General features: G+C 58.0%; 15 protein-coding genes. 6 read left to right on the top strand and 9 right to left on the bottom strand.

Annotated features, from left to right (window positions below; all coding sequences use genetic code 11):
• Positions 1-11: 11 nt before the first annotated feature.
• Positions 12-2213 (top strand): patatin-like phospholipase family protein, encoded by a 2202-nt coding sequence (locus M8010_RS16720; RefSeq protein ID WP_250093841.1) that lies wholly within the window; start codon positions 12-14, stop codon positions 2211-2213.
• A gap of 11 nt (positions 2214-2224) precedes the next feature.
• Here M8010_RS16720 and M8010_RS16725 read toward each other — a convergent pair whose 3' ends face one another.
• From M8010_RS16725 to M8010_RS16735, 3 genes are all read right to left on the bottom strand, one after another.
• Positions 2225-2899, bottom strand: coding sequence for a GntR family transcriptional regulator (locus M8010_RS16725; RefSeq protein ID WP_250093842.1), 675 nt, complete (start codon positions 2897-2899; stop codon positions 2225-2227).
• A gap of 111 nt (positions 2900-3010) precedes the next feature.
• Positions 3011-4447, bottom strand: coding sequence for a cardiolipin synthase (gene cls / locus M8010_RS16730; protein WP_502846228.1), 1437 nt, complete (start codon positions 4445-4447; stop codon positions 3011-3013).
• A complete protein-coding gene (locus tag M8010_RS16735; protein ID WP_502846229.1) occupies positions 4444-5481 on the bottom strand; it encodes an AraC family transcriptional regulator in 1038 nt (345 codons plus the stop codon). The genes cls and M8010_RS16735 overlap by 4 nt, the downstream gene beginning before the upstream one ends.
• 419 nt (positions 5482-5900) lie before the next feature.
• Between M8010_RS16735 and M8010_RS16740 the strand changes: the two genes are divergently transcribed.
• The 4 genes from M8010_RS16740 to M8010_RS16755 all read left to right on the top strand — a co-directional run bounded on the left by M8010_RS16740 (position 5901) and on the right by M8010_RS16755 (position 9402).
• Positions 5901-6692, top strand: coding sequence for an alpha/beta fold hydrolase (locus M8010_RS16740; RefSeq protein ID WP_250093844.1), 792 nt, complete (start codon positions 5901-5903; stop codon positions 6690-6692).
• A gap of 99 nt (positions 6693-6791) precedes the next feature.
• The gene (locus M8010_RS16745; protein ID WP_250093846.1) at positions 6792-7883 is read left to right on the top strand and encodes an SMP-30/gluconolactonase/LRE family protein; all 1092 of its coding nucleotides are present in this window, start codon (positions 6792-6794) and stop codon (positions 7881-7883) included.
• Positions 7876-8352: an acyl-CoA thioesterase gene (locus tag M8010_RS16750; protein ID WP_250093907.1), complete on the top strand. Its 477-nt coding sequence runs from the start codon at positions 7876-7878 to the stop codon at positions 8350-8352. The genes M8010_RS16745 and M8010_RS16750 overlap by 8 nt, the downstream gene beginning before the upstream one ends.
• Positions 8353-8412: 60 nt before the next feature.
• Positions 8413-9402, top strand: coding sequence for an NADP-dependent oxidoreductase (locus M8010_RS16755; protein ID WP_250093848.1), 990 nt, complete (start codon positions 8413-8415; stop codon positions 9400-9402).
• A 5-nt stretch (positions 9403-9407) separates the two neighbouring features.
• Here the strand turns inward: M8010_RS16755 and M8010_RS16760 are convergent, their stop codons facing one another.
• The 3 genes from M8010_RS16760 to M8010_RS16770 form a co-directional block, all read right to left on the bottom strand.
• Positions 9408-11255 (bottom strand): cation:proton antiporter, encoded by a 1848-nt coding sequence (locus M8010_RS16760; protein WP_250093850.1) that lies wholly within the window; start codon positions 11253-11255, stop codon positions 9408-9410.
• Positions 11256-11276: 21 nt separating this feature from the next.
• Entirely contained in the window at positions 11277-12086 is an 810-nt protein-coding gene (gene tcdA, locus M8010_RS16765; protein WP_250093851.1) for a tRNA cyclic N6-threonylcarbamoyladenosine(37) synthase TcdA, read from the bottom strand.
• 148 nt (positions 12087-12234) lie between these two features.
• A complete protein-coding gene (locus M8010_RS16770; RefSeq protein WP_250093852.1) occupies positions 12235-14010 on the bottom strand; it encodes an acyl-CoA dehydrogenase C-terminal domain-containing protein in 1776 nt (591 codons plus the stop codon).
• 161 nt (positions 14011-14171) lie between these two features.
• Here M8010_RS16770 and M8010_RS16775 point away from each other — a divergent pair, with 161 nt between their 5' ends.
• On the top strand, positions 14172-14915 hold the full coding sequence (locus tag M8010_RS16775) for an SDR family oxidoreductase (protein WP_250093853.1): 744 nt from the start codon (positions 14172-14174) through the stop codon (positions 14913-14915).
• Positions 14916-14943: 28 nt separating this feature from the next.
• Here M8010_RS16775 and M8010_RS16780 read toward each other — a convergent pair whose 3' ends face one another.
• The 3 genes from M8010_RS16780 to speA form a co-directional block, all read right to left on the bottom strand.
• Entirely contained in the window at positions 14944-15588 is a 645-nt protein-coding gene (locus M8010_RS16780; protein ID WP_250093854.1) for a ChrR family anti-sigma-E factor, read from the bottom strand.
• Positions 15585-16184, bottom strand: coding sequence for a sigma-70 family RNA polymerase sigma factor (locus tag M8010_RS16785; protein WP_250093855.1), 600 nt, complete (start codon positions 16182-16184; stop codon positions 15585-15587). The genes M8010_RS16780 and M8010_RS16785 overlap by 4 nt, the downstream gene beginning before the upstream one ends.
• A gap of 159 nt (positions 16185-16343) precedes the next feature.
• The gene (gene speA, locus M8010_RS16790) at positions 16344-18254 is read right to left on the bottom strand and encodes a biosynthetic arginine decarboxylase (protein WP_250093856.1); all 1911 of its coding nucleotides are present in this window, start codon (positions 18252-18254) and stop codon (positions 16344-16346) included.
• Positions 18255-18301: the final 47 nt, after the last annotated feature.

Consider the following 18301-nt stretch of genomic DNA (forward strand, 5'->3'; position numbering starts at 1 on the left):
CAGGCGGGAAGATGTCAGCCTTGAGATATCTGGTTGTGGTGGTTGCAGTGCTGACGGCTATACAGGCGCTGGCGGATGCCGACAGGCCGAAGGTAGGGCTGGTGCTCAGTGGTGGTGGCGCCAAGGGCATGGCCCATGTCGGCATACTGCGGGTGCTGGAAGAAATGAAGATTCCAGTGGATGTCGTGGTGGGTACCAGTGCCGGTTCCGCGGTTGGCGCTCTATACGCGTCAGGTATGAACGTTCACGAAATCGAAGAACGTTTTATCGAGATGGACTGGGTATCCAGCTTTCGCGATGATCCCGGCCGTGCCTACAGACCGGTCCGGCGAAAGCGCGAAGACTGGCGCTTTCCTGTGGCACCGGGAATTGGTATTCGCGCCGATGGTTTGCATCTGGGCGGCGGTATCATTACCGGGCAGAACCTGGGTTTCATTCTCAACGAACTTACCCGCAGCGCCTCACTGGTCGAAGATTTTGACCGGCTGGCCATTCCATTCCGTGCGGTTGCCACGGATCTGGAAACCGGAGAGCAGGTGGTCATCGGCAGCGGTAATCTGTCCGAGGCGATTCGCGCCAGCATGAGCATTCCCGGTGTCTATGCACCGGTCGCGCTGGATGGCCGCTTGCTGGTGGATGGCGGCGTAGCCAACAATCTGCCCGTCAGTGTGGCCAGGGAGCTCGGCGCCGAAGTTATCATCGCCGTGGATATTACCGATCCGCTGCTGGAACGAGAGGAGATTCGGGAAGCCTTTTCAGTGGTTGGCCAGCTTACCACCATGATGACCCGCCGGAATACCGAACAGCAGCTGGAACTTCTGACTGACCGGGACATACTGATCCGGCCGGACCTGGAAGGCCTGTCTTCGGCGGATTTCTATCAGGCGCCCGCATTATTCGAGCTCGGCGCCAGTGGTGCCCGCAAACACGCCGGCGAGCTTCGCCATTTGAGCGTGGAAGAGAGTCAATGGATTCGCTACCGCAGCCGGTTACAGATGCACTCATCCCGTCCTGGCCTGATTACCAGTGTTCGTATCGATGACCAATCCCGCCTGGCGGGGGATTTCCTGCGTGAGCGTATTCGCCAGAAAACCGGCGAACCGCTGAATGTGAATCTGCTGGAGGAAGACCTCAAGCGCATCTATGGTCTTGGCTACTATGAAACTGTTTCCTATTCCCTTGCGCCGTCGGGGGCGGGCGGAACCGAGCTGGTGATCCGGGTTCGGGAGAAAAGCTGGGGGCCGAACTATCTGTCTTTCGGGCTGAACTACGAGGACAACTTGGAAAACGAGACCCGCTTTAATCTGGCAACGTCGTTACGGATGACAGGCCTCAATGCTCTGGGGGGTGAGTGGGCAACCGGGCTTCAACTGGGCACTCAGCCATGGGTACGGACCGAGTGGTTCCAGCCCCTGGATTACGGATTCAAACGGTTTCTGACTCTGGGAGGTGAGTACTCACGGGAGAGCCTGAGCGCCTTTGACGGCGAAGGTGAGCGTATCACCGAGGTGGATATAACCAGCCGCCAGGTGGATCTTGCCGTGGGAACCGAGCTGGGGGTCAACGGAGAAATCCGCCTTGAGTACATGCGTGGATATGCCACCGTTGACGAGCAGGTGGGAGAGCCAGTGGCGCCCTCCGGCTCGATCCAGAGTGGCAATCTCAACCTGCGACTGGTCCATGATTCACTGGACGATGCCTTCCTTCCCAAATCCGGTGGCTTTGCGGGCATCCGGGGCCGGTTCGAGCGCCCTGGACTGGGGTCTGATCGTGACTTTGACTCGGTCAGGATCATGGCTCTGGGTACAGCAAGCTGGCGAAAGACCAGCATCACCGGACTGTTGTTTGGAAATACCGTAACGCGGGGGGTGGCCGGCATCGAAAACTCGGTTTTGCTGGGTGGGTTTCGTCGGTTATCGGCGTACAGCCAGGGTGAGGTAGCCGGCGAGGATGCTGTTCTTGCCAGTGTCTTTGCCAGGCAGGAGTTCGGTGGGCCGTACGTGCCCTGGTTTGCCGGAGTGGGTTTTGAATCCGGTAACGCCTGGTCTTCGCTGGGAGATGCCCGTTGGAATAATCTGCTGCATTCAGGAAGTGTGTTTGCCGGCGTTGAAACCTTTCTGGGGCCACTTCAGATTGCCACGGCCTACAACAATGAGGCCGAGTGGAGTGCATACCTGAGCCTTGGGTTCTCGTTTACCCGCCTGTTTGACTGATCAGCCAGCGGTCAGGCGCTGGCCGTTGCGCTAGTAATGGCTTCAAGAACCTGCTGGCACTGCTGTTCGGCGTACTTTGCCAAGATCGCCGCCATGCGTTCCTCATCCTGGTCGCGGATGGCGTCGATGGATTCACGCACGTGTTGCAGGTTGTCTTCCAGCACCCGATTGCCCCCGCGCTGAAAAGCGACAAAGGCACAGCGTTTGGCTGACGGCCAGAGATCCTCAATGGCCGACACAATGAAATAGTTGTCGGCATAGGCCAGCGATGCCTGAGTGTATTCTATGCCGAGCTCCAGAAATGCCAGCAGGTCATTGTTGTCGTGGCAGGCTTTCATGCGCTGATACAGGGATTCGAGCTTGTCCATGTCAGCGGGCTGCCACTGTCGCACCAGCTTGCGACCGGTATGGGTCAGATACAGTTGCAACACCTCGTAAAGACTACGCACGAAAAACTCATCCAGCGGCGTGACGAATGCTCCCTTTCGGGGAACGTTCTGCACCAGGTGGCGTTTTTCCAGTAACAGCAGCCCTTCGCGGATTGAGCCATGGCTGACGTCCATCTGCTTCGCCATGGCGCTCTCATAAATGCGCTCACCGGAGCGGAGCTGGCCAAAAGCGATGAGGTTTTCGACGTGGCGTGCAACCTGTTCGGTCAGGGTTTCGCGGGGCTTGAATGTGGTCATGGTCCTGCTTCGTTACGGCGTGTGCTGGCTCATTGGTTCCGGAATACTCTCACATTACCTGCGCCCGGAAAATGGTCACACTAAAAACCGGGGTTGCTGCTGTGGCCCGTTTCAGAGTAAGGGGGCGGCCAGGCGGATGGTTCTGCATGCCAGGCGGAAAGGAATCGAGCGGTCACGGTAATCTTTTTCCGACATCAGGCGACAGCTGGCGAGGTCTTGCTCCAGCATCTGCTCGATGCCGTCAACAAAGTCGCTGGCGGTGCTGATGGCGGTAATCTCAAAGTTCAACCGCATGGACCGGTTGTCCAGGTTGGCCGTACCAACGGCTGCATAACGGTGGTCCACAAGCACCATTTTCTGGTGCATGAAGCCTGGCTGGTAGCGATAGATGCCAATGCCGGCCCGGCAGGCCTGAACGAGGTAAGAGTAGGCGGCAAGCCTGATTAACACGCTGTCGGATTTTTCCGGAATGATAATGCGCACATCCACACCCCGCAGTGCCGCCAGTTGCAGGGCATTCATGATCTGGAAATCAGGCACGAAATAAGGGGACGCAATCCAGATTCGTTGCCGCGCATTGTTAATGCAGTTCAGGAAAAACAGGGTGCAGGTTTCGTAGGTATCGGCCGGCCCGGTCGGCAGAATCAGCACCTCCTGATCACCGCGTGCGGGCATGGTGGGCGTCCAGTTGAGCGTGGGGAATTCCTCGCTGGCCCAGTTCCAGTCTTCCAGCCAGGCCAGTTGCAGGCCGGTTACCGCCGGCCCGGTAATGCGGCAGTGGCTGTCGCGCCAGGGTTCTTCGTCCATGGCCGTGCCCAGGTACTCATCGCCAAGGTTAATACCCCCGACAAAACCCACTTCCCCGTCGCACACCAGCAGTTTACGGTGGTTGCGGAAATTCACCTGCAAGCGCATACGGCGAACATTGCCGTCCCCGAAGGAGGCGACGTTTGCCCCGGCTGCGGCCAGTTCCCTGAGATATTTCCGGGGTAACCAGACGCTGCCAATATCGTCGTACAGAAACCACACTTCGACACCCTGGGCGAGTTTGCGCTGAAGAATCGACTTGATGCGCTGGCCGATTTTGTCAGAACGGACAATATAGAACTCCAGCAGGATATAGCGCCGGGCATTTTCCATGGCATCGAACAACGCCTCGAAAGTGGCTTCCCCGTCCTTCAACAGATCGCATTGGTTGCCTTTGGTGAATGGCTGTCGGCCGAGTTTGCAGAGCACCTGGAGCTCATCATCAAAATGTTCATGATCCTGCTGGCTGATCGCCGCGGCCTGTTGCTCATAGTGATTCAGCAGGTCGGTGAGCGCGGCGTCGCCGGTGCGACGTGCCTTCAGGTAACCTCCGAACCGGTTGCGCCCGAACAGCAGGAACAGGGGGACGGCGATGTAGGGCAGGCCAATCAGCGCAAGAACCCAGGCAAGCGCACTTTGGGCAGTTCGGTAGGTCATCAGTATCCGGTAAATGCAGACGGCTGCGGTCAGGTACAGCAGCCCGATGACCGCGGCGAGCCAGGAAACGTCGGGCAGAGTCATTGGTGTCGGGCCCGATACTGCGCTGGCGCCATGCCGGTCCAGCGTTTGAAGGCGCGGCTGAAAGCACTGAGCTCGGAGAAGCCAAGCAGGAACGCAATTTCACCAAGCGCGTAGTGATCCGATGCAACGTAGCGCAGGGCCTTGTCCTTGCGAACCTCTTCCACCAGCTCGTGAAACCCCAGACCTTCTTTCTTCAGCCGGCGGTAAAGAGTCTGACGGCTCATATGACACTGCCCGGCAAGGGTATCCGCATCGATACGTTCGGTGGCCATCTGGCGGGATATCAGTCGTCGGATCTTGCGGCCAAAAGTACGCCGGCTTTGGAGCCGTGCCAATAGCCCGTTGACCTGTTTCAACACGGCTGAATAGACGTAGGGGTTGCGATGCGGAATCGGATGACTCAAATGACGACTGTTAAAGGCCAGCCGGGCGCTACCACTGCCAAAATACACCGGCCCCCCGAGTATTCGTTGGTATTCCTGTGCATAGGAGGGTTTGGCATGGGCAATCTCGGCCCACTCGGCAACGATGGAAGGATGGATGAAATGCCTTGTGCGACACAGGGCCGCGGCCATCGTTCGATCCATATCCTGCCGGCAATAGTGGCCGGGCGAATCTGCTTGCCAGGTGAGAATCGCCTGGTCGCCGGCCTGTTCGAAACTCAGTGTGACTGATTCATTGATCAGCCGATGCAGGCGAACATATTGGGTTACAGCCTCGCCCAATGTATCGCAATTGAAAAACACGTGCCCGACCAGCCCCATGCGGTCAGGATCGATTACCTGACCGGCGTGAAGGCCGACAGCCGGGTCTCCGGTAATCTGCTCGGCGTATTCCCAGAGGCGGTAGTGGTTGTCAGCGGGGATGCGAAGGTCCGGATCGGTCAGCTCATCACGGCGGAATCCCGATATCCTCTCCACGGTGCGAAGATCCAGCACTCCCTGCCGGTCCAGATAGTGAACCAGCGCCAGCGTACTGGACGCTGCAACCAGTGGCGATGAGGTGGCTTCTGCCTGTGGAGCGTTCACGGTCACCTTTGTTTATTGGTTAACTGGAATTAATTTATGCTGATACAAAATGTCAAGCCTGTGGGACAGCCTGTCAATGGTTAATTGCTGGAACAACGATAGCATTAACTTATAGAGGATTATCATCCCCACAGATTGAAGCAGGAGGTGTCTGCATGGAACTGAAAATTTTTGTGCCCAACAACGAACTGGAGCGCTCCAACATTGCCGCGCTCGCTGAGTACCTGAACAGCATGTACTACTGCTGATCGCCCATCGTATAGGCAATTGAACGACACCAAGGTTTATGACCTGATGCCGGGGGCAACCCCGGCTTTTTTCGTATACAGGACCTGTCCTGACCACGCCTGAGACCGCTTCCGCTTGTGCCTGTATCCACCGATGGTAATGTAGTCGGTTTACCGGTGTCACAGGAGGCCCTGTCTATGACTGTTGAACTCAACTACCGAATTTCCGGCGATGGCTCGCCACTGATATTGCTGCACGGCCTGTTCGGCTCACTGGACAACCTGGGGGGTATCAGTCGCCGGTTGCAGGATCAGTGGCAGATCCATGCCCTGGATCAGCGCAATCACGGCAGCTCTCCGCACACGGATACCATGGACTATCCCTCGATGGCGGACGATGTGCTGGCGTACATGGATGCCCGGGGGCTGGACAAAGCCGCTATCCTCGGCCATTCGATGGGCGGCAAGACTGCAATGCAGCTGGCGTTGAGGGCCCCGGAGCGCGTTGACCGGATTATCTCGGCAGATATCGCGCCGGTAACCTATCGGCCCCGTCATGATGTTGTTCTGGAAGGGCTCAAATCCCTGGACCTGGGCGCGATCCGCTCACGTCAGGATGCTGACAGGGCGCTGGCTGACTATGTTGAAGAGCCCGGTGTGCGGCAGTTTCTGCTGAAAAATCTGGTGCGCGTAGCCGACGATGAGCGCAACGATTATCCCGGGACTTATCGCTGGCGGCTTAACCTGCCAGTTATCGAACAGTGTTATCCGAAACTTGCCGAGGCGCCCGAGGGTGATGGCCCGTTCGAAGGCCCGGTGTTGTTTATCAAGGGCGCTGACTCTGCCTATATTCAGGAGAAACACCGCGACGAAATTCGCCGGCTTTTCCCCAATGCCGATTTGCGGATTATCTCTGGTACCGGGCACTGGTTGCATGCAGAAAAGCCCGACAGCTTTGCCGCGTTGTGTCGTCGTTTCCTTTCCGACTAGACAGTGTCCCGCCTGGCTGGCGGCGTGGTTACGAGTTTAGCCGCTGGCAGGGGTCTGGTAAGGTGGCAAGACTATATCTGACAGGAACAGGCATCATCTATGAAGTGGCTTCTGGGAGCGTTGCTGATCGGTTTTCTGGTGTTGGGCAGTTTTCTGTTGTCGCCTTCGCCTATCAACAGCCAGTCCTGGAACGCGCCCTCGCCCCAGCCACTAACCGGCGCATTGGCCCCGAACGAGCGCCTGCGGTTGGCAGATCTTCTGGCGAGGGGAGAAGTCCATGGCCCTGAAGACACCACCGTGGATGATAATGGCGTGCTTTACACCGGCACTGCAGATGGGTGGATTGTCCGGGTGCGGCCGGATGGCCAGGTTGAAAACTGGCTGGAAACCGGGGGGCGCCCACTGGGTATGGTGTTCGACCGGCACGGCAATCTGATCGTTGCGGATGCCATGAAAGGGTTGCTATCCATTACGCCGGACAAAACCATTTCCTTGTTGACCCGCGAAGCCGAGGGGCTGCCTTTTCGCCTTACCGACGATGTGGATATTGCCCCGGACGGCCGGATCTATTTTACCGACGCCAGCTCCCGTTTCCGCCTGCCTGATTACCAACTGGATTTGCTTGAAATGCGGCCACACGGCCGTCTGTTGCGTTACGATCCGAGTACGCGGCGAACCGAAGTGCTGCTGAGTAATCTGCATTTTGCCAACGGCGTAGCGGTGTCGCCGGATGGTGAATACGTGCTGGTCAACGAAACCTGGAAGTATCGCATCCTCAAATACTGGATTGGCGGACGCAATCCCGGCCAGGCCGAGGTATTCGCCGATAACCTTCCGGGGTTTCCCGACAACCTGGCCGTCGACGGAAAAGGCCGCTTCTGGGTGGCCTTCCCAACCCTGAGGAATCCTCAGGTTGACGCCATGCACCGGCAGCCCTGGCTCAAGGATCTACTGGCTAAATTGCCCGATTACTTCCTGCCAGAGCCTCAGGAATACGGGCTGGTTGTGGCAATGGACGAACAGGGCCGGGTGATTACCAGCCTGCATGACACCCGTGGTACCCATCTGCAGGAGATAACTTCGATTAACCCCCACAATGGCCACCTGTACTTTGGTTCACTTCACAACGACCGCATCGGCCGGTTAGCGTTGTCGGCCATTCCTGGCCTTGGAGAAGGCAATGATGAGTAATGGCAACCCGGTGAGCTGGGATCTTCCTGAGCCGTTTACCATGACTATTGATGTACGTGATGAGGATACTGACAGGCTCGGCCACGCCAACAACGTGGTCTATGTCCGTTGGCTGGAGGAGATCAGCTGGCAGCATATCGAGAGCCTGGGGATGACCTGGGAGTTGCACGAAAAAACCGGCAAAGCCATGGCAATCACCCGCACAGAGATTGATTACCTGTCTGCCGCCAATGCGGGCGACCGGCTGGTGCTGGCAACCTGGCTGACCGGCTTTGATGGCCGTTTTCGCTCGGCGCGCCAGTTCCAACTGGTTCGGGAGTCCGATGGCAAAGCCCTGGTACGTGCTGTATCCACCCACGCCTGCGTAAACATGAAGAGCCAGCGGCCGTCGCGGATGCCCGTGGAGTTCGCCGAGATCCTCGGTGGTGCGATGGTGCCGGGAGGGCACGGCTTTGATACCACAAGTTGAAGTTTCTGCTAGTCTGAACAAATAATTCTGTCCTGTCCCTGAAGCTGTCTGGAGAACATCATGGAAAACACCGTTGATACGAACGCTGGCAATGCCACGCGCCGGGTGGTCTATGACCGCTTTGGCGATGCCGACGTACTGCGGATCGAATCTTCTGCGATTCCTGAACCGGGTGCCGAGGAAGTATTGTTCAGGGTAGCCGGTGCCGGGTTGAATCCCATTGACTGGAAAACCCGCAAGGGGCTGGGCTTTGTCGCCCGGCAGATTGAAGATCACCTACCCTGGACCCCGGGTTTTGACGCCGCTGGCGAGGTAGTTGCGGTTGGTCGTGACGTAACCAACCTGGTACCGGGTGACCGGGTTATGGGCATGGTGGGCTTTCCCGCCCGCGGCGGGGGCTATTCGGAGCATGCCGTTGCCCGTGCTGACGAGCTGGCCATTGTGCCGGAAGAGCTCGACCTGGTGACCGCAGGTGCCTTGCCCCTCGCCGCGCTGACGGCCTGGCAAGCGCTGTTTGAAGTGGCGGAACTCGAGGCAGGCCAGAAAGTGCTGATTCATGCCGGGGCTGGCGGAGTCGGCCATTTTGCAGTTCAATTCGCACTCGAGCGGGGAGCCCATGTTATCGCCACTGCCTCTGCGAGCAATCGTGATTTTCTGGCCGCCCTGGGTGTCCATGAGGTGATTGATTACCACACCACCGATGTGGTCGACGAATGCTATGGCCTGGACGTGGTGCTGGACCTGGTGGGAGGTGAGGCAGGGAAACGTTCCCTGCACACCCTCAGCGAGCATGGCGTGCTGGTGACGATTCCTACGGTAACGGCAGATGAAATCATTACTGCGGCGGAAGGCCTGGGGCTAAGGGCACACGGCATGACTGTCCGCCCCGATGTTTTTCATCTTGATGAGATTGCCGAGCTGATCGAGGATGGCGACGTGCGGGTTCACATCGACGAAACCTTCTCGCTGGATCAGGTGGCCGATGCTCACCGCATGCTGGAGGGCGGGCACGTCAGGGGCAAGCTGGTTCTTGATTGCCGTACCCGCTGAGCTGCTCAGGCAGGAGCGGGTTCCGGAGCCTCTCCGGTATCCCGTTCCTTACGTTCTTTCCTTGCCTGGGGCGGCACCAGGCTGACCAGGGTCCAGTCTTTCTCGGGTTTGATACTATTCATGCTTTTGACGGGCGTGATGTGTCCGCGAGGGTCGAGCACAAACAGCACCATGGCCTGGCGGTCGTATTTTTCCAGAAAGTCGTCAAACGTGAATTCTTCACTGAGCTGGGTGGTTTTGACTGAATACCCCTGGCTGGCCAGGCTGGCAAGCTTGGCGTAGCTCACCCCGCCAAACAGTCCCCGTGTCATCTGGATTTTTTCCGCCGTCTGGTGCCTGGCTTTCTGGTCCTGGTCCCCTTCTGCCAGAGTCAGTACCGAGTCTTTGCCGAACCAATCGAGAAAGTGATACGTCGCCAGTGAGTTCATGTGCTTATAAGGAGAAATCACCAACAGGTTTCCAATGCCGGTCAGGTCGAGATGGGTGGAGGCATGCTCTGACACCGGGTTGCCGAAGTACACCTGCAGGTCCTCCATCCGCGCCTGTTTGACGTTTTCCCAGTTGGTATCAGCCAGCGTGACCGGCACCTCCAGTTTTTTCAGTGCCAGGCCGATTTTACGTGCCACCGGATTCGCGCCGAGGATGAGAAAGCCGTACTCCGCGGGCTCGGCCACTTTCAGCAACTTGGCCAGCGGTCGTGCAGTCAGGCTTTGCAGGGTGACGGTGGCAATAATCAGCATGAACACCAGCGGCACCAGGGCACCGGCACTCTCGTAGCCCAGTTTCTGCAGCTGGAATGCAAAAAGGGCTGATACCGCGGCGGCCACGATGCCCCGGGGCGCAATCCAGCTCAGGAACAGTTTGTCCCGCCAGTCAAGACTGGTGCCAATGGCAGACAGAAAGATGCTTAGCGGGCGTGCCACCAGCATCAGTAACGCAAGCACGATCACCAGACCCCACCCCAGTTGGGCGATGGCTGTAAATTCCACCCGCGCAGCCAGGATGATGAAAAGCGCGGATATCAGCAGCACACTCAGGGATTCCTTGAATTCCAGAATGCTGTCGATGGGTACCTGTTTCATATTCGCCATCCAGATACCCATGACGGTGACCGTTAACAGGCCGGACTCATGGGCCATCTCGTTGGAAAGCGCATAGACGCCGAGCATGAACGTGAGGGTGCCGGCATTATGCAGGTACTGGGGTAACAGGTGCTTGCGCAGGGCAATACCGTTCAGCCAGCCCGCCACTGCACCCAGCACAAATCCCACCGCCAGCGTTTTTCCAAAGATATACAGAGAGTGGCCGAAAACGTTGCCCTGGCCCCAGGACACGATACCTTCAAAAACCAGAACCGCCAGCAGGGCACCCACCGGGTCGATGATGATGCCTTCCCAGCGCAGGATATTGGCAAGTTTGGCCTCCGGTCTGACGGATCGCAGCAATGGGGCGATTACTGTTGGGCCGGTGACGATGGATATGGCGCCGAACAGCAGCGCCACCTCCCAGGACACATCCAGGATCCAGCGCGCCGCCAGGGTACCGATAAAGCAGGTAACGACGGAGCCGATGGGAATCAGGTTGCGGACCATCTTGCCGTGGCCACGGATTTCTTCATACCGTAGGGTCAGGCTGCCTTCGAACAGAATGATAGCGACTGCCAGGGAGATCACCGGGAACAACAGGTCTCCGAACACCTGTTCCGGGTTCAGAAAGCCGAGCAGTGGCCCCGCAGCAATACCTCCAGCCAGCAGGAACAGGATGGCCGGCATGCGCACGCGCCAGGCGAGCCACTGGCAGAAAAGGGAAAGCACACCAATGCAGGCAAGTAGAAAAACAGTGCTGACGGTCATAATGGCATCAGGTCCGTTGATTCATGGGTTGGTTCTGTCGTCTGATTCCGCCTTGCGAGCGAGCCTTGCAAGAAGCCTGGCTGCTGCAAAAAAACCGAAGCTGGCGGTCACCGGGCTGGCAGCGCCAAATCCTGAGGCGCAATCCAGTCTCACCGGGCCTTCGGTGGCTGGTTTCTGGAGGCAGACCTCACCGTCTCCTGCAGGATACGTGAGCTGTTCGAGGGAGTACACGGCTTCGATTCCGAAACGGCGTTTGGGGTTGCGTGAGAAGCCATACTCCCGTCTCAGCAGGTTACGAACCTTGGCCAGGAGTGGATCCTGGGTGGTCTTGCTGAGGTCGCTGACGCGAATCTGGGTGGGATCCATCTGGCCGCCGGCGCCACCAGCGCAGACCAGCGGAGTTTTCTGGCGTTGGCAGTGCGCAATCAGCGACGCCTTGGCCTTGACGCTGTCAATGGCATCAACCACCCCAGACATCTCCGGGGTAATCAGTTCACTGACATTCCTGGTGTTCAGGAACCCGAAGTGGACACGGATATCGGCTTCGGGGTTGATGCCCCTCAGCCGTTCCGCCATGGCATCCGTTTTGGTGCGACCATACTGGCCGGCAAGCGCGTGTAGCTGCCGATTGGTATTGGACACGCAGATGTCGTCCATATCGATCAGCGTCAGTGTACCGATGCCTGAACGGGCGAGGGCTTCGGCAGCCCATGAGCCGACACCACCCAGGCCGACAACGGCAATATGGGCATGACGGAAGCGCTCAAGGGCCCTGCGGCCATACAGTCGCTCTATACCACCGAAGCGGAAGTGGAAATCGTCACCCGTCATGCTGCAACCCCGCGCAAAAGCCACGATTGTAACCCAGCCCTGCCGTCCGTCTCTATTCCGCGAACGGTCAGGTATCGGAGAGAGCGATTATCAGCCACAAAAAAGGCCATGCAAGAGCATGGCCTGAAAGCAAGTATCAAAAAGTCGATCACGCCGCCCAGTGGTCGTCCTCGAAGGCCATGAGGGAGTCCTTGCCGCTCTCGATGTCCTGCTGCAGCCACTGGATCTCCGGCAGCAACTTCTCGAAATAGAAGCGGGCTGAAACCAGTTTGCCTTCCAGCAGAGGCGTGTTGCCCTCGCCGGCATCCAGTTGCTTCTGCGCTACGCCAGCCATGCGCGACCAGAGGTAAGCGATGACGGTCAGGGCCATCAGACGCAGGTATGGCGTTGCTGCCGCACCGGCCTGCTCCGGATCTTTAGGGGCATTGCTGGCGATCCACAGTGTGGCAGACTCCAGTGACTTGATGGCGCCCTTCAACTCCTCCCGGTGCGGGGCCTCCGGATTCTCCTTGAGGTAGGTGGTGAGCTCGGAGAACAGGGTGCGGACCAGTTGACCACCCTTGAGGCTGAGTTTGCGACCCACCAGGTCCATTGCCTGTATGCCGTTGGTTCCCTCATAGATGCGGGCGATGCGGCCATCCCGCACCAGTTGCTCCAGCGGCCAGTCGGTGGTGAAGCCGGAACCGCCCAGTACCTGCAGGCCGGTGTTGGCGTTGTTGAACCCTTCGTCGGTGAGGAAGGATTTCACCACCGGGGTCAGCAGCTGCACCAGATCGTCCGCGGATTCACGAACAGACTCATCGCCGTGGGCAACAGACAGGTCCAGTTTGTGTCCGGTGAACAGAGCCAGAGCACGCATGCCTTCATTCAGCACCTTCTGTCGCATCAGCATTCGGCGAACATCCGGGTGCACGATGATCGGGTCTGCCGGGCCGTTGGGGTTCTTGGCGCCGCTCAGGGAGCGGCTCTGCAGGCGCTCGCGGGCAAAACCGAGGCTTTCCTGGTAGGCCATCTCGGCCAAGCCCAGGCCTTGCATGCCAACCATCAGACGGGCCTCGTTCATCATGGTGAACATGGCACGCATGCCGTCATTGGGCTCGCCCACCAGCCAGCCTTTGGCACCCTCGAAGTTCATCACGCAAGTGGCGGAACCCTTGATGCCCATCTTGTGTTCGAGGCCGCCACAGTAAGCCGGGTTGCGATCGCCGGAATCCGGCAGCACCTTGGGCACGACGAACAGGGAAATACCCTTGGTGGTGTCCGGTGCGCCGGGAAGCTTGGCAAGTACCAGATGCACAATGTTGTCCACCAGATCGTGTTCGCCACCGGTAATCCAGATTTTGGTACCTTCAATGGCGTAGGAACCGTCATCATTGGGGGTTGCGCGGGTGCGGATCATGCCGAGGTCGGTGCCACACTGCGGCTCCGTCAGGCACATGGTGCCGGTCCATTCGCCAGAGATCAGTTTTTCCAGGTAAGTATCTTTCAGCTCGTCAGAACCGTGGGCATACAGGGCGCTGATGGCTCCGTGGGTCAGGCCCGGGTACATACCGAGAGACAGATTGGTGGAGCAGACCATCTCGTCTACCACGAACTTGAGGGTATGGGGCAGGCCCTGGCCACCGTATTGTAACGGTGCGTCGAGTGCCGTCCAGCCGCCTTCGACGAACTTGGTGTAGGCCTCGCGGAATCCGTCCGGTGTGGTAACGTCGTGGGTCTCAGGATTGTATTGGCACCCCTGGCGGTCGCCGGCCTGGTTGGTGGGCTGGATTACTTCCGCCGCCAGTTTACCGGCTTCGTCGATCACCGCCGAAATCAGGTCGGGAGTGGCGTCCGTGTATTTTTCCAGCTCGTGGAGCCTGTCCGCGCCAAGGACATCAAACAGCAAAAAGCGAAGGTCGTTCGCCGGGGCCTGATATTGCATGGAATTCTCTCCTCAATGCAGGTAATTGTGTCAACGCTACTATTCATACGCCCGTTTTAATCTCTGGTTCACTCTGGCGGTCGGTCTGAAGCTGAAAATATTCGTACCAATTCAGCGGGGCCATCAAATTCACGGGCAGGCCCTAGATGCCGGGAGGTTCTATGAAGCAGGTGTTGATTGCCGGGATGTCCGGGGCTATTGGCCTCGCACTGGCCAGGCGACTGTTGGAACAGGATTCAGAGTTATCCGTGGTCGGGCTGTGTCGTGACCCGTCGTCGGTTGCTTTGAGTCAGGAGCAGGTAAGTCGGGTCACACTGATTCCGTGGGATGCGACCCAAAACGGAAGTGCCCTGGATGTGGTCGAAAAGCTCAAGGCAGTCCTGCCACCGGAGGCAGGGCTGGACACGATGATCTACGCGGCCGGGATACTTCATGGTCCGGGCATGACTCCAGAGAAGCGACTGGAAGACCTGGATGCGAAGGCTTTTGCCCATGCGTTTGCAGTGAATGCTACCGGCTTCGCGATGCTGGTTCAGGCCATCTCCCCCTGGCTTCGTCACCGTGGCTTCAAGCGCATACTGGCTGTTTCTGCCAAGGTCGGGTCTATTACCGATAATGGATTTGGAGGCTGGTATGCCTACCGAAGCTCAAAGGCAGCGCTGAACATGCTGGTACGCAACCTGTCTATTGAATTGCCCAGAAAATACCATCCACTGGCCTGTGTAGCCGTGCATCCCGGAACTACACTGTCGCCATTGAGCGAGCCTTTTACCCGCTCATTGGCGCAACTTCAGGTGCACCAACCCGAGGAGACGGCGGACAATATCCTGCGTGTGGTAACGGGTTTGACCGAAAAGGATAACGGAACCTTTCTGAGCTGGGATGGCTCCGTTATTCCCTGGTAACCGGAAACGGCTGGGGCGGCAAACCGTCTCAGCGTATGAAAGGATTCAGTAACCGGGTGAAGGTGCCGGTGAGTTTTACGGGTGCGCTCAGTACCGACAGGGTGATGCAGTCTTCGCAACCGACGGCAACAGGCTTGTGCTCATCTTCCTGGTTGAGAACGACAAAATCCCATTGGTTGAACACGCCTTTCTGATCAGCAAACGCACCCTGAAGCACGATGGTTGTCTCGTCGCCACGGTGGGTGTGGGCAGGGGCCTTACCACCAGCCGCCAACTTCTGCAGCACAACCTGTTCGCTCTGGCCCGGGAATCGTTCGCTGATATCCAGCACACTGACATCGCCCAGCTGACGTTTCCAGGGCAGGTCGTTCAGGTTATCACCCAACAACTTCTGCAGCGGGCTCTTACGCTTGGCCTGCGAGCTGATGTACTGCTCGGTCATATCCGGCTCGCTGTCAATGCGCGACAGGATGGAATCGAACATGTCAGAGGAAACACCCACCTGGGGCTGGCTTTCCATCATCACAGCACCCAGGCTGTCGAGCGTGTCAACGCGGCTGCGACAGTGAGAGCACTGGTCCAGATGAAGGCGAATACACAACGCGTGGGGCTCACTGAGATTGCCCGCACTGTATTCCATCAGGGTTAATGTGTCTGGATGATGCCGTGTCATACGTTCTGATCCTGCAGAATCACTTTCAGTTTGTTCAATGCCAGGCGGACCCGACTTTTAACGGTGCCCAGCGGAATATTAAGCTCGTCGGCCACCATCTGGTGCGACTTGCTTTCCATGTATACCTTAGCAATAACGGTAATCTGTTCTTCCGGGAGGTGGCTGAGAGATTCCCTGACCCGTCGCTCTGACATCAGGCGGTGCAGCGATGTAACCGGCTCATCCTCGTTTTCACCGGGAATCTGCCACAGATCTTCGGTTTCGACCGGCATCTCTGCGCTGGTGCGCTTCATCTTGCGCAACATATCAATGCGTTGGTTGCGGGCGATGGTAAAAATCCAGGTGGATGCGGCGGCCTTGCGCCAGTCGTAGAGACACGAGCGGCGCCAGATCGATACAAAGACCTCCTGGACCAGCTCTTCGGCATGACTCGCCAGGCCGTTAGCCATGGCGTAGTACTTGATTTGCGGGCCAAAATGTTCGAACAGAGCATGGTAGGCCTGGCGGTCTTGGTTCTTTCCCACCTTTTCCAGCATCTGGCTCCAGGGATCCTTGCGGCCCTCGGCCCGTGCCGGTTTCTGATCCAGTGTGGTCACCGGACGCTCCTTGACTGTTGCATGATTTGAAATTGTTCTATTCATCATTCTATGCACTCGCCCCGAGTTTGTCAGTGTGTATATCTACGGGGCAGAGAGACAGCCGGATCAGCCTGGGGCAGTTTTTTGTGGCTTATTTTTTCGCTTTCCGGTCTCTGTTTATTCCTCCAGGTAGGTATATCCCTCCAGCCCAGCGCCAAGCTCTTCCAGAAGGCTTGTCTGTTCATTCATGGGTAGCCCGCTGGCCACAAATTTCTGCTCATAGGCTCGCAACAGAGCGGCTGGTTCAAAGTTTACGTATTGCAGTACCCGGGCTACGGTATCGCCGTGGATTGGTTCGCTTACCGTATGACCGCCGTCAACGTTGCGCCGCACATCCACCGAGTGGGTATCGCCGAACAGGTTGTGCATGTCGCCCAGGATTTCCTGGTAGGCGCCGGTCATGAAAAAACCCATAAGCATGGGTTCTTCGGGCGCGTCCTCCGGAAGCGGGAAAGTGGTTTCGACCCCCTGACCATCCACGTAGCGGTCAATCCGCCCGTCGGAGTCACAGGTAATGTCCTGTATAACCGCGCGCCGGTTCAGGGGTCGATTCAACCCGTTAATCGGCATGATCGGGAAAATCTGGTCAATACCCCACACGTCCGGCAGTGACTGGAACAGGGAAAAGTTCACGAACAGCTTTTCCGCCAGCTTCTCGTTGAGCTCGTCAATGATTTCCCTGTGTGCCCGGTTGGCTGAGTTCAGCTGGCTTCGGAGTGCCCGGCAGCAGTTGGTGTAGAGGGTTTCCGCACGCGCCCGGTCGGCCAGCGACAGCAGGCCATGAGCAAACTGGGTATGCACATCGGCCATGGCATGAAGTACGTCGTGGTAAATTTCCGCCAGGGAACGGGCGGATTTTTCGTCTTGCAGGCTTTCCAGATCCCGCCACAGATCCTGCAAGGGTGCCGGTGCACTTCCTGCGGGCTGCTCTGGCTGGCGCGTGTCGGGTACTTCCCTGTCGATCACGTTGGTGACCAGCACCGAATGATGAGCTGTCAGTGCCCGCCCCGATTCGCTGATCAGGTTGGGGTGGGGAGTGCCGGCCCGCTCGCATTCCGATTGCAGAATGTGAATCACGTTGTAGGCATACTCATGTACGCTGTAGTTCATGGAACAACTGCTACGGGAACGGGTGCCCTCGTAATCCACACCCAGGCCGCCTCCGATATCCACAGTGCCTACCGGCGCCCCCATTTGTCGCAATTCACTATAGAAGCGGGCGCATTCTCTCAATCCGGTCTGAATGTCACGAATGTTGGCAATCTGCGAGCCCAGGTGGAAATGCAGCAATTGCAGCGACTCCAGCGCTCCGGCGTCGCGCAGGGTCTCAACCACATCCAGTACCTGGCTGGCGGAGAGCCCGAATTTCGACTTCTCGCCACCCGTATTCTGCCAGTTGCCTTTGCCAATGGTGGCCAGCCTCGCCCGTACGCCAATCAACGGGGTCACGCCGAGGCGACGGGCCTGCTCGAGGATCAGTGGCAACTCGGACTGCTTCTCCACCACGATAAATACCCGGTGGCCAAGCTTCTGCCCGATCAGTGCCAGCCGTATGTATTCCCGGTCCTTGTAGCCGTTGCAGATAATTACCGAGCCAGGGTGTTGCGACAGCGCCAGCACCGCCATCAGCTCCGGCTTGCTGCCTGCCTCCAGTCCGATCTGGTTATCGCTGGCGGCCGGCTCCGCACACAGAAGTTCTTCAACCACTCGCCGCTGCTGGTTGACCTTGATGGGGTATACCGCTGTATAGGCGCCCCGATAGCCCTGTTCCCGGGCCACCTTGTTAAAGGCACCGCATAGCGTGTTAACCCGGTCATGGAGAATGTCGGTGAAGCGGATCAGAACAGGCAGCTGTACACCGTTGCTGACAAGGGAACGAGTCAGGTCCGGCAGGTTGATGTCCTCGCCACTGTGGCCCCTGTCTGGCCGGATCAGCACCTCACCGCGAGCATTCACATCGATATAGCCATCACTCCAGTGGGCGATGTTGTACACCTTGTGGGCGGTATTGCCGATTGTTTCACTCATTGGACTGTCCTGTGCCGAATCCGGAACCGGCATGGTGCCGGCGTATG

The sequence above is a fragment of the Marinobacter sp. ATCH36 genome (assembly GCF_023555055.1).
Classification (GTDB): Bacteria; Pseudomonadota; Gammaproteobacteria; order Pseudomonadales; family Oleiphilaceae; genus Marinobacter.

Coding starts and splice junctions, on each gene's coding strand:
- M8010_RS16760 (WP_250093850.1), bottom strand. CDS start 11,255: ATGACCGTCAGCACTGTTTTTCTACTTGCCTGCATTGGTGTGCTTTCC.
- M8010_RS16750 (WP_250093907.1), top strand. CDS start 7,876: ATGAGTAATGGCAACCCGGTGAGCTGGGATCTTCCTGAGCCGTTTACC.
- M8010_RS16755 (WP_250093848.1), top strand. CDS start 8,413: ATGGAAAACACCGTTGATACGAACGCTGGCAATGCCACGCGCCGGGTG.
- cls (WP_502846228.1), bottom strand. CDS start 4,447: ATGACTCTGCCCGACGTTTCCTGGCTCGCCGCGGTCATCGGGCTGCTG.
- speA (WP_250093856.1), bottom strand. CDS start 18,254: ATGAGTGAAACAATCGGCAATACCGCCCACAAGGTGTACAACATCGCC.
- M8010_RS16740 (WP_250093844.1), top strand. CDS start 5,901: ATGACTGTTGAACTCAACTACCGAATTTCCGGCGATGGCTCGCCACTG.
- M8010_RS16770 (WP_250093852.1), bottom strand. CDS start 14,010: ATGCAATATCAGGCCCCGGCGAACGACCTTCGCTTTTTGCTGTTTGAT.
- M8010_RS16780 (WP_250093854.1), bottom strand. CDS start 15,588: ATGACACGGCATCATCCAGACACATTAACCCTGATGGAATACAGTGCG.
- M8010_RS16720 (WP_250093841.1), top strand. CDS start 12: ATGTCAGCCTTGAGATATCTGGTTGTGGTGGTTGCAGTGCTGACGGCT.
- M8010_RS16725 (WP_250093842.1), bottom strand. CDS start 2,899: ATGACCACATTCAAGCCCCGCGAAACCCTGACCGAACAGGTTGCACGC.
- M8010_RS16775 (WP_250093853.1), top strand. CDS start 14,172: ATGAAGCAGGTGTTGATTGCCGGGATGTCCGGGGCTATTGGCCTCGCA.
- tcdA (WP_250093851.1), bottom strand. CDS start 12,086: ATGACGGGTGACGATTTCCACTTCCGCTTCGGTGGTATAGAGCGACTG.
- M8010_RS16745 (WP_250093846.1), top strand. CDS start 6,792: ATGAAGTGGCTTCTGGGAGCGTTGCTGATCGGTTTTCTGGTGTTGGGC.